16 protein-coding genes are annotated in these 16,930 nt (G+C 62.5%); 8 read left to right on the forward strand and 8 right to left on the reverse strand.

All coding sequences use genetic code 11. The features are described from left to right. Positions 1–4 precede the first annotated feature (4 nt). From aqpZ to JMY24_RS13530, 5 genes are all read right to left on the reverse strand, one after another. Positions 5–751, reverse strand: coding sequence for an aquaporin Z (aqpZ, locus tag JMY24_RS13510; protein ID WP_128594237.1), 747 nt, complete (start codon positions 749–751; stop codon positions 5–7). A 238-nt stretch (positions 752–989) separates the two neighbouring features. Further along, positions 990–1,634, reverse strand: a complete 645-nt coding sequence (locus JMY24_RS13515; RefSeq protein WP_128594236.1) for a response regulator — start codon at positions 1,632–1,634, stop codon at positions 990–992. A 110-nt stretch (positions 1,635–1,744) separates the two neighbouring features. After that, positions 1,745–2,434, reverse strand: a complete 690-nt coding sequence (locus JMY24_RS13520; RefSeq protein ID WP_128594235.1) for a response regulator — start codon at positions 2,432–2,434, stop codon at positions 1,745–1,747. Positions 2,435–2,571: 137 nt separating this feature from the next. After that, positions 2,572–3,243 carry a response regulator gene (locus JMY24_RS13525; protein ID WP_328809196.1) on the reverse strand — a complete coding sequence of 224 codons (672 nt, stop codon included), beginning with the start codon at positions 3,241–3,243 and terminating at the stop codon, positions 2,572–2,574. Between the two features lie 344 nt (positions 3,244–3,587). Further along, the gene (locus JMY24_RS13530; protein ID WP_201702236.1) at positions 3,588–4,940 is read right to left on the reverse strand and encodes an MFS transporter; all 1,353 of its coding nucleotides are present in this window, start codon (positions 4,938–4,940) and stop codon (positions 3,588–3,590) included. Positions 4,941–5,034: 94 nt separating this feature from the next. Here JMY24_RS13530 and JMY24_RS13535 point away from each other — a divergent pair, with 94 nt between their 5' ends. The 7 genes from JMY24_RS13535 (at position 5,035) to JMY24_RS13565 (ending at position 11,609) form a co-directional block, all read left to right on the forward strand. Next, complete coding sequence (locus JMY24_RS13535) at positions 5,035–5,922, forward strand: LysR family transcriptional regulator (RefSeq protein WP_128594233.1); 888 nt, start codon at positions 5,035–5,037, stop codon at positions 5,920–5,922. Between the two features lie 454 nt (positions 5,923–6,376). Further along, positions 6,377–7,078, forward strand: coding sequence for a c-type cytochrome (locus JMY24_RS13540; RefSeq protein ID WP_413231248.1), 702 nt, complete (start codon positions 6,377–6,379; stop codon positions 7,076–7,078). Beyond that, on the forward strand, positions 7,075–8,409 hold the full coding sequence (locus JMY24_RS13545) for a c-type cytochrome (protein ID WP_128594232.1): 1,335 nt from the start codon (positions 7,075–7,077) through the stop codon (positions 8,407–8,409). The genes JMY24_RS13540 and JMY24_RS13545 overlap by 4 nt, the downstream gene beginning before the upstream one ends. Positions 8,410–8,439: 30 nt before the next feature. Next, positions 8,440–8,616 carry a hypothetical protein gene (locus tag JMY24_RS13550; protein WP_020066944.1) on the forward strand — a complete coding sequence of 59 codons (177 nt, stop codon included), beginning with the start codon at positions 8,440–8,442 and terminating at the stop codon, positions 8,614–8,616. A 2-nt stretch (positions 8,617–8,618) separates the two neighbouring features. Beyond that, a complete protein-coding gene (locus JMY24_RS13555) occupies positions 8,619–9,191 on the forward strand; it encodes a cupredoxin domain-containing protein (protein WP_128594231.1) in 573 nt (190 codons plus the stop codon). Next, positions 9,178–10,803 carry a b(o/a)3-type cytochrome-c oxidase subunit 1 gene (locus tag JMY24_RS13560; RefSeq protein ID WP_128594230.1) on the forward strand — a complete coding sequence of 542 codons (1,626 nt, stop codon included), beginning with the start codon at positions 9,178–9,180 and terminating at the stop codon, positions 10,801–10,803. Before JMY24_RS13555 ends, JMY24_RS13560 begins: the two co-directional genes overlap by 14 nt. Beyond that, complete coding sequence (locus tag JMY24_RS13565; RefSeq protein ID WP_128594229.1) at positions 10,800–11,609, forward strand: c-type cytochrome; 810 nt, start codon at positions 10,800–10,802, stop codon at positions 11,607–11,609. The genes JMY24_RS13560 and JMY24_RS13565 overlap by 4 nt, the downstream gene beginning before the upstream one ends. A gap of 368 nt (positions 11,610–11,977) precedes the next feature. Here the strand turns inward: JMY24_RS13565 and JMY24_RS13570 are convergent, their stop codons facing one another. Further along, complete coding sequence (locus tag JMY24_RS13570; RefSeq protein ID WP_201702237.1) at positions 11,978–13,630, reverse strand: methyl-accepting chemotaxis protein; 1,653 nt, start codon at positions 13,628–13,630, stop codon at positions 11,978–11,980. Between the two features lie 306 nt (positions 13,631–13,936). On the opposite strand from JMY24_RS13570, the gene JMY24_RS13575 reads away from it, so the two are divergent. Then, complete coding sequence (locus JMY24_RS13575; protein WP_128592426.1) at positions 13,937–14,737, forward strand: bestrophin-like domain; 801 nt, start codon at positions 13,937–13,939, stop codon at positions 14,735–14,737. 67 nt (positions 14,738–14,804) lie between these two features. Here the strand turns inward: JMY24_RS13575 and JMY24_RS13580 are convergent, their stop codons facing one another. Together JMY24_RS13580 and JMY24_RS13585 are read right to left on the reverse strand one after the other, a co-directional pair. Beyond that, positions 14,805–15,341 (reverse strand): single-stranded DNA-binding protein, encoded by a 537-nt coding sequence (locus JMY24_RS13580; RefSeq protein ID WP_201702238.1) that lies wholly within the window; start codon positions 15,339–15,341, stop codon positions 14,805–14,807. Between the two features lie 169 nt (positions 15,342–15,510). After that, the gene (locus JMY24_RS13585; RefSeq protein ID WP_128594226.1) at positions 15,511–16,704 is read right to left on the reverse strand and encodes an MFS transporter; all 1,194 of its coding nucleotides are present in this window, start codon (positions 16,702–16,704) and stop codon (positions 15,511–15,513) included. Positions 16,705–16,930 lie beyond the last annotated feature (226 nt).

A 16,930-nucleotide genomic window follows, 5' to 3' on the forward strand; every position in this document is an offset into this window, starting at 1 on the left:
CAGCTCACGCAGCTTCGCTCTGGCCTTCCGCAAGCGCGGCGGCGGACTGGTCGGACCTGCCACCGAGCAACGAGAACACGAAACCGGCGATGACGCCGCCAGACATTGGCGCCGCCCAGAAGAGCCACAATTGGTCTAGCGCCCAGTCCCCCACGAAAAGCGCTTGCGCGGTGGAGCGTGCTGGATTGACCGAGCCGTTAGTGACCGGAATCGACACGAGGTAGACGAGCGCGAGGCATCCGCCGACGACCATCGGTCCGCCCGGCTCCGTCTTGTATCGCGCGGCTACGAGAAGGCTTGCCATGACAAATGCAAACGACAGCACCAACTCAATAGCCAATGCGGAATGCAATTGGTAGTCGGAAGGGGAATGATCGCCAAAGCCATTGGCCGCGAATTCGCTCGCGCCGATTTCGAAGCCCGGGCGGCCGCTCGCCACATAAACAAGAAGCGCTGCGGCAGCGACCGCGCCAAGAATCTGAGCGGCAATATAGGGCAGCAGGTCTTTGACCGGGAACCGTTGCGCGGCGGTGAAACCTACCGTGACAGCGGGATTGAAGTGGGCGCCCGACGTCTCGCCAAACCAGTAGCTCGCGGTGGCGAGCGCGAGACCGAACGCGAGTGATACCTCTAGCACGCCGTAGCCCTGCTGAACGGCGCCGGTATTCAATACGATGCTGCCGCAGCCGATGAACACAAGCCATGCCGTACCCACGCTCTCGACCAACAACCGCTTACCTAGCACGGCCATGCCGCCTCCCTGTCGCTATGCGAAGCGCACGCGCCACGCAATTTCCGCGAACATCCGCTTGAATTTCCCAGCTTTGAGCGGCGCGGCCTCAAGAAATAACTGCTTTGATGAGACCAACGTCAGCAAAAGCCGAAGCTAATTCAGAACTATGGAGTGGCAAGGTCTCCCGACCAATCAGAAGAGTCCTAATTTCGGGACCGTGAGTTGCCGGTATATAAGCGCGGCGTCGCCGACCGTGCTAGATCAATCCGATCTGCCGTGCGTAGTCGATAAGATCCGACTCCGTTTCGAGACCTAGCTTGCGCATTGCGGTACGTTTTTGAGTGCTAATGGTCTTGCCGCTGCGCTGCAGCCGTTTCGCGATTTCGTGTACTGCTACACCTTGCACGTAGAGCTGGAAGATCTCCCATTCGCGCGCACTCAAAACGCTGGCACGCAGCTGCGGCGGAGTGTCAGTCGTTTCCATTGCAAGGCGCACCTGCTCCGATAAGTACACGCCTCCTGTCAATGCTGCCTGGATCGCGTCGATCAATGCGGCCGTTGTGTCGCGCTTATCGACTATTGCGCTGACGCCAAGATGCAGCAGGCCCGACATCATATGCGCATGACAAATCATGGTGAGCACAACGACAGCGGGATGCGCATGCCCTCTCAATACCCGGCGCAGGAAAGGAACGGCGTTGCTCGCTCCGTCCAGCCCTGGCATACCAATGTCCGAGATGACGATATCGCATTCGCAGACGTCGAGCAGTTCGGCAAGGTCATGCGTGTTGCAGGCCTCACCAGCAATTTCAATATGCGGCGTGGCGTGCAACAACCTCCTCACGCCGGCGCGAACGCAGTCGTGGTCGTCCGCCACGATGACGCGGATCTTGTCTGTCATATTTTTGTTGTCTTATCGATTGGCATGCCCAGTACACAACGTACTTCCCCGGACAACGCCAACACATTTTATGTTTGTCACGCCGGCCCGGCGCGACCTCGGGTTGTTCTTCAGCGCCCTTCGACACGCACCTCGGATACCACGCCGTGCTCAACCGCGAAGCGAAATAGCTCAGCGTCGCTGTGCAACGACAGCTTGCGCATGGCAGTGCACTTCTGTGCGCTGATTGTCTTCACGCTGCGCCCCAGCCGCACGGCGATTTCAGTGACGCCGAAGCCGGACGCGTACTGGGTGAACACTTCGAGCTCGCGCCGCGACAACACAGAACGGACAAAGTCGAGCCGTTGCATCGCCGTCGCGTCCGCAATGACCGCTCGCACCGCCGGCCCGAGATAGCATTCGCCCGCGAGCGCCGTGATGATGGCCACATGAATCAGGTCGATGCGGTCACGCTTGCTGATAAGCGCGTGAACGCCGAGCGCGATCACGCTTTGCAGCGCTGTTGCCTCGGTCTCCATGGTGAGTACGACAAGGGCCACGTCGGGGTAGCGGCGTCTGAACTGCCGCACCGCGTCAATCCCACTGCCATCTGCGCCGCCTGGCATGTAGAGGTCCATGAGCACGAGGTCACAACCGGTACGGTCGACCTCAGCAAAGAGGTCGGTCGCATCGGCCGCGCGGCCGACCACCTGCATGTTCTGGTAACCGCCCATCAAGTTCTCGATCGCCAACAAGACGAGCGGATGATCGTCCGCGATGATCGCCCGGACCGGCGTGCTTATTTCAGCGGTGTCGCCCATCGTCTATCTCTCCTCCATATCCTGACTCCGTGTCACCGTCTCCCGCGCAACCGGCCCTGCCCCATCATCAGACATTCTGGCGGCGTTAAACATAAGATCGCTCCGAAACAACTTCAATAACGCGGTCGATTAATTACTTAGATATGCGATTCAAATTTAAGAATTTCACCGGCTCGAACGCACGAGAATAAACCAGGATCATTAGTAACGCCAAGTTTTACCATTGCTTCACGCTTTTGCCGAGTAACGGTGCGGCGATGGCATCCGAGAGTGGCGGCAATTTCCGCAATAGACCGACCATCGACGAACATCCTGACGACCGTCTTCTGCATTCCCGACAGAGGGAGCGCAAGCGGCCGTTCGCACCCGGCTTCGTGCGGCGTTGCGAGAAGTGTGGCGATAGAGTTGCCGATGTATGGCCGGCTGCTTTCATGCCGGTCGATCGCGCGCCACAACTCGTGCATGGATTCGGCTTTGCTGAGCAAGCTTACGGCGCCCTCGGATGCGAGGACGCGAAGCAACGCAGAATTGGTCGTCGTCGACATGACGACGATGCGCAGCCGCGGCCACTCAGCGTGGATCTGCCGGATCAGGTGCAGTTCGTCTTCCACGGCGGCGCCGGGCTCAGGCATCGACAGGTCGGTGACCAGCACGTCACATGGTGTGCGCCTCAGCAGTTTGATCAACGACGTCGGGCTGACGGCCTGGCCGACGATGGCGACACCGGCTCGAGTTTCGAGCATAGCTCTAACGCCAAGCAGAACGAATGGATGATCATCCGCGAGAATGATTCGGAGGTTCAGGTTCACTAGATTGCTCTCGTTTGTTGTAGGAATAGTCGTCACATACGCAGAACAAATCGACACGCTCCACGCTTGCGTCGACGCGCAATCGTTTTCAACGTTAGCGCGTCGACGCGACCATAAAATCACCGCGACGCGCATAACGAAAATCGGAGTGTTCCTAATCCAGTGTTGAAACCAACCGTCAATCACGGTGCACGGACAACAAAAGCCCGAATTACTCAAAATGAATAATTTGAGAAAATCCGCGCGGCCAGGTTCGCTTGCAAAATCACATCCGCATTAACCGTGGCTCGCGCGGCATCCGGATAAAGGTCGCGCAAAGACTGCATCGCGCACGCGGGCAATCGTCAAGCGGCGTCGCAGGCGCGCGGCACGCGCGCGCTGTCACCGCGCAGTGCGCGCGGAAAAACCGGCAACGCAATCAACGCGCAGGAACTCGCTACCGCCCACACCATCGGCCATGATCCGAGCGATAGCAGCGGCGGAATCGCGAGCGGCGTCAGAAAAAGCGTGATGAAAACGCAGGTATTGCCGATCGCCAGCGCAGTGCCGGCGCGGTTCGTGCCGGCGAGCGTCGCGAGTTCGGTGAAGGCGACGCCGTGCCAGGCAGACGCGCTCACGCCGCCGAGCACCATCATCGGCGCGAGAATCGTCGTCATCACTGTTGTTGCAGTGTGCTGCATGCCCGCCACGCCGCTCATGAGCGCAAGCGCCGCGAACAGCACCGCCGTCAGCAGACTGCAGCCGCGCATGTATGCCCGGCGATTGCCGCGCTGATCCGTCCACCGGCCGCTCCAGACACGGGCGATGGCGGCGCCCGCCTGCACCGCGGCCATGGCGATGCTGATGGTCAGCACGCCGGCGCGCCCAAAGTCGTGCAGGAACACGGTTCCGAAGGTGATCACCGCCAGTTGCGGCACGCAGAGGGCGCCCGCACCGAGCGCTACGCGCCAGATGCTGACATCACTCAGCGGCGAGCGGCTCCTGGCATGTGTGCCGCTTATGCCGTTTGCACCATTCGCCCCACACCCTCCGCCGACATGCCCCCCGCGCACACCCCCGTTGTCAACATACGTCGGCTCATGCAGCCAGCGCCATGCGAATCCCGCGGTTATCGCGCAACCCAGCGCCAACACTGCATAAACACTCACGAAACCGAATCTCGTTGCAAGCGCCGGCAGCAACAGCGCGCCGAGTCCTCCACCCGCCGGGACAGCCGTCTGGCGAATGCTCATGGCCAGTCCGCGCTCGCCCTCGCGGAACCACGCCATTACCGCGCGACCGCTCGAACCGTTGACGCTGCCACCGAGCAGGCCGACGAGCAACAGGCCGAGCGCAAGCGTCGTCAGGCGAGGCACATGCGATCCGGACGGTGCCGCGAACAACGCCAGGCCGGCCAGCGCCGCGGCTGTCGAAAGCAGCCCCAGCAGCAGCACGCGACGGTCTCCCCACCGGTCCGTCAAGAGTCCCCATGGCAATTCGCTCACCGCGATGCCCAAGCCGAGCATGCCCAGCACGAGCCCGAGCCCCTCGTTGTCGAGGTGATAACCCGAGCGCAAGTAAACCGCCGTGGTCGGAATACCCGAGAACGCTGCGGAAAAACTCGCGTTGGCTGCAAAGCCCACGCCCAATACCTTCCACCTGTGGCTCGCCGCCCGTCCGCCCGCTATCCGGACGCTTACCGATAATCCGTCTGCCATGTTTCCTCCGCAATGAATTCGGAGGTATGCTACGGCGAGGTCTTCTATCGGAAAAGCCGGAAATACAGATGCAATCCATCGGATATAACGAAACATGAGCCAGCGCGGGTTCGACCTCACGCAACTGCGGACCTTCGTCGCCGTCGCCGAATCGGGCAGCGTTTCGGCCGGTGCGGAGCGCGTGTTCCTGTCGCAATCGTCGGTGAGCGAGCAGTTGAAGAAACTCGAGGAGCGTGCAGGCCAGCCGCTCTTCGTGCGCAGCAAGCAGGGCGTGAGCGCGACGCCCGCGGGCAGCCGCCTGCTGGAGCATGCGCGACGCATCATCGCGATGAGCGAAGCGGCGTTCGAAGATCTGCAAGGCCGCTCGCTCGACGGCGAACTGCGCATCGCGATTACGGACTACTACCGCCCGCACGACATCGCCCGCATCCTCAAGACGTTTTCCGAGCAGCACCCGCGTCTGAAGCTGCATGTCACCGTGTTGCCGAGCGCCGTGATCGACAGCAACGCCGGCGACGATGCCTCGTTCGATATCGGCCTTTCCTTGCGGCTCGTCACAGGCAGCGCTCGCGCGTCCGGCGGGCGCAGCGCCGGGCAGAGCACCGTCGTGCGGCGTGAGAAATTACTGTGGGCAAGCGCATCGGATGCGAGCCCGCGACCGGTCGCGCCGTACCACCTGGTGCTGTTGCCGTCGAGTTGTCAGTTGCAGCGCTTTGTCGTAAAGCTCCTCGACGAAAACAAGGTGCCTTATGTCGTATCGCATTCCGCCTCGGGCGTGGCCGGGTTGCAGCTCGCGTTGAAGGCGGGACTCGGCATCTCGTGTCTGAACGAGTCGTCGATTGGAGCAGGTGTGGTCGCATGCCCGCCGGGCATTGGCCTACCGGCATTGCCCGCCGTCGAGTTTCATTTACTGCCCGGGCGGATCGGCGAGAGCGAACGCGTGACCAATGCGCGCACCGCGTTGATGAGGCTCTTCAGTTGAGTACATCAGACGATCACATTCGTGCGCTAAGGTCCATTTGCATGCGATTCGAATAGAAGTGTTGAAAGCGCTCTGAACGCCGCCTATGATGATCAGAGACGAAGTCAGCCAGCCTTATTGTTTCGCCATTGACGCTCCGAATGGATTGCTGCAACCTGCCATACGCAGTCGGACAATCAAAGCGTCAATCCGGCAACGCGAAAGCTGCCGTCCTTCGGCGCAATCACGTGTGTCACCGCGTCTGACCAGCAATTGCATCGCAGTGGCGAACCAACGTTTCGCTATCCACAATAAGTGCGCTTCCATTTGCCGTTTGCGCTGTCGCGATAGAGAAAAAAGGTAGACCCGCCAGGCATGGCGAACCAGGCTGGAAGCGAAATCCAGCCATCAATGCGGGCGAAGCAGATCGACAAAAGAACGTTCCCGAGCGAGGCCCGACGTGCATCGTAGAGCTATGGGATTTGCGCTTCTGTTTGTGCTTTACGTCTTGTTGAGCGACGCGGCGCTCGCGGCTGCCGGCGCGCCCGGCGCAATGCCTTCGGCCATGGACGAACGCGTGCGCGCTTGCACCTCCTGTCACGGCGTGCAAGGCCAGGGCCTCAACAACGATTACTTCCCGCGCATCGCCGGCAAACCGGCGGAGTACCTGTTCAATCAACTAAGCGCGTTTCGCGATGGCGGCCGCACCTATCCGCCGATGGGCTATCTGGTCGCGTTTCTCCCCGACGACTATCTGCGCAAGATCAGCCAGTACTTCGCCGATTTGCAGCCGCCCTATCCGAATGCCGATCAGTCGAATGTCGCGCCCGCCGTGCTCGCCGCAGGGCAGCGACTCGTCATGCAGGGCGACCCCGCGCGCAAGATTCCCGCATGCATCGCATGTCACGGAGCACGCATGACGGGCCAGCAACCTGGCATTCCCGGCCTGCTCGGTTTGCATGCGAGCTATATAGCCGGGCAGATGGGAACCTGGCGCTCCGGCACGCGTCACGCACTCGCGCCGGATTGCATGCGCTCGATCGCCGTGAAGCTGACCGACAAGGACATCACCGCTGTTTCGACCTGGCTTGCGCGGCAACCGCGTCCAGCCGACCCGCGGCCCGTGCCGGCGTCCGCGGAGCGCTTGCCTCTCGCATGCGGGAGCCAACCGCAATGAAAACGACACTTGGTCCGCTGCGTGTGCTCTCACGTAAGCTGCACCGCTCGCTCTTGCCTCTGGTCGCCGCCGCAGCGCTTGTGGCCGGCAGCGCGCCATTGCCCTCGCTCGTCACCGAAGCACGCGCCGCCGACAGCGCGAAAGAAGCCAAGGCCAATACATCCGCCGACAACCGCACGGACATCGTCAAGCGCGGCGAATACCTTGCGCGCGCGGGCGATTGCGTAGCCTGCCACACCGCACCGCGCGGCAGGCTGTTCGCCGGCGGCCTCGCAATGGAAACGCCGTTCGGCACGCTCTATTCGCCGAACATCACGCCAGACGCGCAGTACGGCATCGGCACATGGAGCGAGGACGCGTTCTTCCGGATGATGCGCACCGGCATCACGCCCGAGGGCAAGCTGCTCTATCCCGCCATGCCGATTGCGCAGTACACGAAGGTCACGCGCGAGGACTCCAACGCGATCTTCGCTTATCTAAAATCGATCGAGCCGGTGCGCGAGTCGAATCGCAAGCACACGCTGCGCTTCCCATTCAATCAGCGCAAATTGCTGTATGGCTGGCGCACGCTCTATTTCCGCGAAGGCGAATTCAAGCCCGATCCGACCCGCTCCGTCGAATGGAATCGCGGCGCGTATCTCGTCGAAGGGCTCGGGCACTGCACGATGTGCCACACGAAGATCAACATGCTCGGCGGCTCGTCGCAAAGCGAGCAGTTTGCCGGCGGGCTGATCCCGGTGCAGAACTGGTACGCACCGTCGCTGACTTCCGACAAGGACGGCGGCCTCGGCGACTGGAGCATCAAGGACATCGTCGACCTGTTGCAAGCGGGCATCTCCGATCGCGGCGCAGTGTACGGCCCAATGGCCGAAGTCACTTATCACAGCCTTCAATACATGACCGACGAAGACGTCAAGGCAATGGCCGTGTATCTGAAAACGTTGCCGGACAATCGCGGCCGCAAGTCCGGGCCGACAGCGCCGACCAGCACCAACGTGTTCGCGCTCGGTGAAAAGATCTACGCCGACAAGTGCGCGCTGTGTCATGGCGCAAAAGGCGAAGGACAGTTGCAGCACTATCCGCCGCTCGCGGGCAACCAGTCGATCGAAATGGACTCCGCGGTTAACCCCATCCGCATCGTGCTGAACGGCGGCTTCCCGCCTGGCACGAAGCGTAATCCGGAGCCCTACGGCATGCCGCCTTTCGCGCAGGAACTCAACGACACCGACGCGGCCGCCGTCATTACCTATATCCGCACAGCGTGGGGCAATCATGGGACGCCGGTCACCGCCCGTGATGTCAACGAGCTGCGCAACGCGCCGCTGCATTAGGCGCCGCATCGGCAACTGGAGAAGCCCTAGATGGAAGCGAACGATACGCGCGCCGCGCTCCCTCCCACCGACGACGAAGTAGAACGCGTGGTCGTCGCGGGTCCGCATGGTGCGATCGCCGTCGCAGGCGTGGCCACGCTGATCGTCATGGCGATCTGGTTCGGCTTCTACTTCCTCGTGTTTCTGCCGCGCGGCGTCGTGCACTGATCATGTCCACCGAATCCCAACACCAACCCGGCAGCGGCCACACCGTCGCGCTACGCGCCGAACGGCGCTGGGCGATTTTCGCCGGCGCGCTGATCGTGCTGATGCTGGCCGTGATCGTGTACTCGGGGCTCCATTGGGCGATGATGCCGCCATCGCGCGTCGAAACCATCGACCCGTCTCGCCTGCAACTCTCGGGCGAATTCGTCGAAGACAATCTGGGCAGCGCGGTCGAGCCGGACGGCTCCGTGGTCGTGCGTTTCATCGCGCAGCAGTACTCGTTCACGCCGCAATGCCTGCTCGTGCCCGCCGACACTCCGATCACGATCCGAACCACCAGCGCGGACGTCGTGCATGGCCTGCTCGTCACCGGCACCAATATCAACACGATGGTCGTGCCCGGCTACGTGGCCACGTTGAACACGCGCTTCGACGCGCCCGCCGATCACACCATGCCCTGTCACGAGTTCTGCGGCTTCGGCCATCAGGCCATGTGGGCGCATGTGAAAGTGATCGACAAAGCCGCCTTCCTCGAGCAGGCCCGACAATCACGGAGGCTGAGCTGTGTTTCACGCTAAGCGACTCGTTCTCGCGCATTTCTGGCTCGCCTTCATCGCGTTTATCGTCGCGCTGTTTCTCGGCGCGTGGCAGATGCTTGTGCGCAGCCCACTCGCGCCGTGGATCGGCGACCCCGAGCTGTACTACCGCTCAGTAACCGCCCACGGCACAGTGATGGCTTACGTGCTGCCGACTTTGGTGTCGATGGGCTTTGGCTACGCAATCGTCGAGCTTGCGCTCGCGCAGCGCCTCGCGGGTCTGAAGTGGGCATGGGCCGCGTTCATCATGCTGGCGGTCGGCGCGGTGATGGCGATGGTGCCCGTCGCGCTCGGCAAGGCCTCGGTGCTCTATACGTTCTATCCGCCGATGATCGGCAGCCCGTTCTATTACCTGGGCGTGGTGCTAGTGGTGGTCGGCTCGTGGATCTGGGTCGCGCTGATGCATGTGAACCTCGCGATATGGCGGCGCGCGAACCCTGGCAAGCCAGTGCCGCTCGCGATGTTCGCCAATGTAGCCGGCGCATATCTGTGGGCATGGACCGCCGTGGGCGCGGCGCTCGAAATCCTGCTTCAGATCCTGCCGGTCGCATTCGGTCTCACGAATACGATCGACGCCGGCCTGTCACGCGTATTGTTCTCGTGGACGCTGCATGCCATCGTCTACTTCTGGCTGATTCCCGCGTATATCGCGTACTACACGCTAGTGCCGCGGGCCATCGGCGGGCGGCTCTATAGCGATTCGATGGCGCGCGTGTCGTTCATCCTGTTCCTCGTTTTCGCTATGCCGATCGGCATCCACCATCTGTTTGCCGATCCGCAGATCGGCTCTGGCTTCAAGTTCCTGCACGCAGTATTTACAGGGATGGTGTCCGTGCCCACGTTGCTGACCGTGTTCACGATTTGCGCGTCGGTGGAAATTGCCGGCAGGCTGCGCGGCGGCAAGGGTGCATTCGGCTGGCTCACCGCATTGCCCTGGCAGAACCCGATGATGCTCGTCGTTGCGTTTTCGTTCGTGATGCTGGGGCTCGGCGGCGCCGGCGGTCTGATCAACATGAGCTATCAGTTGAATACCACCGTGCACAACACGCAGTGGGTGACCGGGCACTTCCATCTGATCTTCGCCGGCGCGATTGTGATCATGTATTTTGCAATCGCCTATGAACTGTGGCCGCAACTCACCGGCCGCGCGATTGTGTCGATGAAGCTGGTGCGCACGCAACTGTGGCTGTGGTTCATCGGCATGCTGGTGGTCACGCTGCCGTGGCATTACGTCGGCCTGCTCGGCGCACCGCGTCGCATGGCTTACTACGACTACAAGATGCCGGGCCTCGAATCGCAGGCGTTCTGGGTCAGCATGTCGGCGGTCGGCGGAGTGATTCTCGCCGTATCGGGCGCGCTCTTCATCTACATTCTCGCGAAGTCGCAGTTCGGGCCGGCGGTTCCGCAACAAGGCTTCCGTTTCGCGAGCGCGGTGCATCCGGTCGAACGCGTGCCCGCCGCGCTCAATAGCTTCGGCTTGTGGGTCGCATTGATGATCGGCCTGACCGTCGTCAATTACAGTGTGCCCATCGTCCAGTTGCTCAAGCTGCCGCAGACTTCCGTGCCGGCGGTGGCTGTTGGAGCACAGCGATGAATCAGGAACGCGTCTTCAGCTTGCGTAATCCGTGGTTCACGGTAAGCGTCGCCGGCACGCTGGCGCTTGCCATCGTGTCCATGCTGATAGGTTTCATCTGGCTGCCTTCGGCGAATAGCGCATTCGCGGGCCGCGGTTTATGGGCGACGATTTGCAGCGCCGCGGGCGCGCCGTCGAGCTGGTACAGCGGAAACAATATTGCAGGGCCGGCGCCGAGCAACGTGGTTATCTTGCCGCCGCTGCGGCGCGTGCGAGCCGACGCGGATTCGATCGGCCGCGGCGCGACCATCGCCACGCAGAATTGCTCGATGTGTCACGGCGTGCTCGGCACAGTTCAGGTCACCGCTCCCGCGCTGGCCGGTCAATATGCGGACGTCGTCTACAAGGAGTTGCGCGATTATCAACAAGGCCTGCGGCAAAACGCAGTGATGCAGCCGATCGTCGCCGCTCGCAGCGATCAGGACCTGCACGATCTCGCGGCTTACTACGCGTCGCTGCCACGCGGTCCGGCGGCGGAAGTTGCGCCCACCGGCAGCACGCCCGATGCGAACGCCGTGCGGCTCGCGATGCAGGGCGATCCGCAACGCAATATCGCGCCATGTGCGGCATGTCACGGGCAGCTTGATCGCAAGGGTTCGGCGCCGTGGCTCGGCGGCCAATCGTCGATTTATCTTGCGGCGCAGATGCGGGCGTTCGCTTCAGGTGCACGCCGCAACGACATCAACGAGCAGATGCGCAATGTCACCCGGCAGATGACATCGGCGGAGATAGACAGTCTCGCGAAGTACTACGCGGCCATGCAGTAGAGCGAACGATTTGGGCGCGGGGCGCGGGGGCGCTGAGCGGTGCCGTGCGATGCGCTGGGACGAGGTAGGTGCGATGCGATGCGCGAGGGCTCAGGGCTCGGCGCGGCGCGCGGCGCGGGGCGCGGGGCTCGGGGCGGTGCGCTGCGATGCGCTGAGACGCGCTAGGTGCGATGCGATGCAGGAGGGCTCCGGCGCGGGGCTCGGGCGGTGCCGTGCGATGCGATGCGATGCGCTGAGACCCGTTAGTTGCGATGCGATGCGCGAGGGCGCGGCGCCGGCCCTGCCCGGCCTTGCGGCGTGGTGCGGCGCAGTGCACTGCCGCGCCACGCGCTGCGAGCGCAATGCAACGCAACGCTCCCGCCAATGCATCAAGCAGCGGCCAGCTCGTCCGCGCTGCTCGCCGCACGTTTGGTCGCAGGGCTCTGACCGTTACGCGAGCCCGCCAAGGCCCGCGCCGACGAACCGCCTTCCGTCTGGAACACTGCCACTGCCGATGTGAGCCTTCTCGCCTGCTCCTCCAGCGAGCCTGCCGCCGCCGCGGCTTGTTCGACCAGCGCGGCGTTCTGCTGCGTGACCTCGTCCATTTGCGCGACGGCCAGATTGACCTGGTCGATACCGGTGCTCTGCTCGGTCGCCGCTGCGGCAATCTCGCCCATGATCGAACTGACGCGCGAAATTGCCTGAACGATCTCGGTCATCGTCGAGCCCGACCGCTCGACCAGGTGTGAGCCGTTCTCGACGCGCGTAGTCGACGCTTCGATCAACGCCTTGATTTCCTTCGCGGCCGCGGCGCTTCGCTGGGCCAGCGAACGCACCTCGCTCGCGACGACCGCAAAGCCGCGGCCCTGCTCGCCGGCGCGCGCCGCCTCGACCGCCGCGTTCAGCGCGAGGATGTTCGTCTGAAACGCGATCCCTTCGATCACGCCGACAATATCCGCAATGCGCCGCGAGTCGTCGACGATCTCGTGCATTGTTCCTACCACCTGCTCCGTCAATTCGCCGCCCTGAGCGGCGAGCGTCGACGCACCCTGCGCGAGCGAACTCGCCTGCTTCGCGTTGTCCGCGGTCTGCTTCACCGTCGACGTGAGCTGCTCGATGCTCGCCGCCGTTTCTTCCAGCGACGCCGCCTGTTCTTCCGTACGTTGCGACAGATCCGTATTGCCCGCGGCGATTTCGCTTACGCCGCTGTCGATTGATTCCGTGCCCTGACGCACCGAGTTCACCGTCGCAATCAACGACTCCTGCATCTTGCGCAGAGCGGCGGCGAGGCGTCCCATTTCGTTGCTGCTCGTAACGACGATCTGCCCCGTCAGGTCGCCGTTGGCGATCCGCTGAAACTGGGCGATGGTGGCATCGACCGGACTCACGATTGCGCGCACCAGCACCGCGCGGCCGAGCAGCGAACCAAGCAGCGAGATGACGATGCCGATCGCCACTGTTACGCAAATCGCGTAAAAGAGGTCCTGTGCGCTCTGATAGCGCTGCGCGGCGTGGTCGAGCTGCAACTGTTCGAGCGCGAGCATCGCCTTTTCGAAAGCGCTGTACAGAGACGGCAGCTTTTTCGCCTGCAATTGCTGGAACGCGGTCCGGTCGCCCGCCTTGAGGGCGGCTAGCGCCGGTTCGACGCCCTCGCGAAGAAACGTGTCGCGCTTATCCTGCATATCCTTGATGAGGCGCTGCTCCTCGGCCTCGGCGCTCGCGCGGCTCACATAGTGGGCAAGCCGCTCATTCGATGCTTTCTGGTACTGATCGAAACGCTTGAGCACAGCATTCGCGCCGTCCTGATCGTTAAGATCGACGAGCGATGCATAAGTGGCGAGTGCGAGGCGCAGGCGCAGCAACTGGCCGGCGCTGCCTTCGAGATCGGCGACTGCGGGCGTATCGACCGTGTACATCTGCTGCAGCGACGCGTTGCTCGCGCGCAGCGACAGAAGTCCGGCCGCGGCGCCCAGTAGCAGCGCAGCGGCAAAGAACGCAATCATCAGGGTAAGGCAACTGCGAATCGACAGATTTTTCAGCATCGGGCTAGTCTCCATTTGGGCCGCCTGACCGAATGTTCAGTGAAATACGCGTCGGCCATGCATGCTGCGCCCAGCCCATTTGGCATGGTCCGCAACCGTTTTTGTCAAAAATTTAAGCGAATGCCACAGATAGGGACTACGGCTGAATCGCTAAAAACTTTATGGTGAATGGCGTACGCTTTTGCGTCACATCAAATTACAAGCGGCGGCAAGCCGCCCGGACGCAGGCGATAGCGGGACTGCCGAGTTTCAGGCGTCCTACCAATGCTGGTTGGCAGTCGACGCAAGTGTCACAGGAGCATTTCTATGTCCGAAATAGGCTCGGCTCTGCTGGTTTTCGTTCTACTGCTCGCGGCTACCGGGATCGGCGTATGGGTGCGCCCGCTCCTCCCCGAGGAACACAAGGCACACGAGACCGTGCAACTCGTGCAACTGGTGATCGGCATGCTGGTGACGTTTGCCGCACTGGTGCTCGGTTTGATGACCGCGTCGGCCAAATCCGCCTTCGACACGGCGTCAAATGACCTGCGCACCTATGCCGCAGACATCATCGAACTGGACACCACGTTGAGGGATTACGGCAGCGACACCGAACCGGCGCGTAATCTCTTGCGCGTCTACACGGCCGCGGCCATTGCATCGACGTGGCCGAAAGAACCGGCTCCTACGGGCGATTACCCCACCCACTTAGGCTCGCCGGACAACTCGCAAAGGCTGGAAAATGTGCGGCTCGGCGAAATGCTGACGTCGGTAGGCCGGCAATTGCGGCAGTTGCGCGCGCATGATCCGCTGCAACAGCACGCGCTCGACGACGGCCTGACGCAATTTCGCCGCGTGGTGGATGCGCGCTGGAAGATCATCGAGGAAGCGCACAGCTCCATTTCGCAGCCCTTCCTCAAGACGCTGACGTTCTGGCTTTGCGTGATATTTCTGAGCTTCGGGCTCATCGCGCCTCGCAATGCGCTGGCGCTCGTGACGATTTCGCTTGGGGCTGTGTCGATTGCGTCGGCGATCTATGTAATCGTCGATCTGGACACGCCGCTCACCGGGCCGATCATGATTTCCAGCTTGCCGATGCGAGATGCGCTGGAGCATTTGAGGCGGTAGCTACGGCTGAAAAGAAAAAACCCCGCTGAGGAAGCGGGGTTTTTTGATGGTCTGGCGCTACGAGAAGTTAGAACGGAATATCGTCATCCATCTCATCAAAGCCGCCGCCGGCCGGTGCGCTCGGACGGCTCGAACCACCGCCGCTCGCGCCGCCACCGCTGCCGCCACGCGAAGCGCCACCCGACACAGCGCGGCCGCCACCGCCGCCGCTGCGCTCCGACGGCTCGCCACGGCTGTAGCCGCCTTCGTCGCCGCCGGCCATGGAGCCGCCACGACCGCCCAGCATTTGCATCTGCTCGGCGACGATTTCCGTCGAGTAACGGTCGGTGCCGTCCTGTGCCTGCCACTTACGGGTGCGAATGCGCCCTTCGAGGTAGACCGACGAGCCCTTCTTCAGGTATTCGGAGACGATCTCGGCGAGGCGGCCAAAGAACGACACGCGGTGCCATTCGGTAGCTTCCTTCATTTCACCGGACGCCTTGTCCTTGTACCGATCCGTCGTTGCAAGGCGGATATTCGCCACTGCGTCGCCGCTCGGAAGATAACGGACTTCCGGATCGGCTCCGAGATTGCCGACGAGAATGACCTTGTTCACGGATGCCATGAGTTTCTCCTGTTGATTCCATTTCGGGCGGCCCGGCAACACAGTTCGCCTCTCACGCCCAGCCGGCCCGAGATGAGAAGTGCGCCTCTGCCCGCCGCCGGGTGAGTTCTGGGTGATGCCGGGACACGCCCGAGTCCGCCGCGTATGTTCTGCGAGTGTTCCGCGCGTGTCACGATGACGCTTTGCGCGGCGGCTGTTTCATCTTTGCGGCGATTATAAGCCAGCAAAAGACGAGCCCCGAGCAAGTGAAGAAGACCGCGCTCTGGCCATCAGCTTTGAGCAGCCAGCCGCCGATCATGCCGCCCAACGCAAGACCGATGGACTGCGTGGTGTTGTACACGCCAGCCGCCGCGCCCTTGCGGTTGCCCGGCGCCAGTTTCGACACCAGCGAAGGCTGCGACGCCTCCAAAATATTGAAGCCGAGGAAGTACACAAAAAGGATGGCCGCCACACTCAGAATCGTATGCGGAGCCACGCCCAATAACAACTGTCCGATCAGGATAAGAGCGATCGCGGAGAGCAGTACGATCTTCATCTTGCCGCGCTTTTCAGCGGCGATGATCGCGGGCACCATCATCACGAACGACAAGCCCATGACCGGCAAATACACCTTCCAGTGCGACGCGACCGGCAGGCCGCCGGCTTCGAGAATGCGCGGCACGACGAGGAACAACGCGGTCTGCGTTGCGTGCAGCACGAGCACGCCGAAGTTCAATCGCAGCAACTCGACGTTGTGAAGCACTTCGGCGAACGGCGCCCGCACGTGCACGGGCTTCGGCGCATCGGGCACGACCCACAGCACGACGCCGACGGCGAGAATCGAGAAGACGCCCACCAGCGTGAAAAGACCGCTCATGCCGACCCAGTGAAAAACGATCGGCGCGCCGACAATCGCCACCGCGAAGGAAATGCCGATGCTGCCGCCGACCATGGCCATCGCCTTCGTGCGGTGCTCCTCGGCGGTCAGGTCGGCGATGAATGCGATCACTGCTGACGACACCGCGCCCATGCCTTGAATCACGCGGCCGACGATAATCCACGTCATGTCGTGCGCCCCCGCCGCGACAAAGCTGCCGAGCGCGAAGATCAGCAGGCCCGTGGCAATGACCGGTTTGCGGCCGATCTTGTCGGAAACCCAGCCGTAGAAAATGTAGAGCATGGACTGCGTCACGCCGTACGCGCCCAACGCGATGCCGACGAGCAGCACGTTCTCGCCGCCGGGAATGGTCTTCGCGTAGATCGAGAACACCGGCATGATCATGAAGAGCCCGAGCATGCGCAGCGCGAAGATGGCGGCGAGCGACACGGTCGCGCGCAGTTCAGGCGCGCTCATGCGTGAAGAGGTGGCAGACGGATTGGACATCGGAAGCGTTCTTTGAATGAGCTGGGTGGCGCACCGGAGCGCCACGACCGGACGGCTTTCCATGGGAGGGCCTGCAGGCATGCGGCACGGTCGCGCGGGCCAACCAGGCAGCCCGCAGCGTTCCCGCTCCGCGCTGGCCGCGCCCCCGACCCTTCGGCTTTCCCGCGCCTTTTGCAGCCTTGGCGCGGTTCGCGGCGCCTTGTACTCGCCGAAAACGGCCCCAGTT

The organism is Paraburkholderia kirstenboschensis, from assembly GCF_904848585.1.
Classification (GTDB): Bacteria; Pseudomonadota; Gammaproteobacteria; order Burkholderiales; family Burkholderiaceae; genus Paraburkholderia; species Paraburkholderia kirstenboschensis.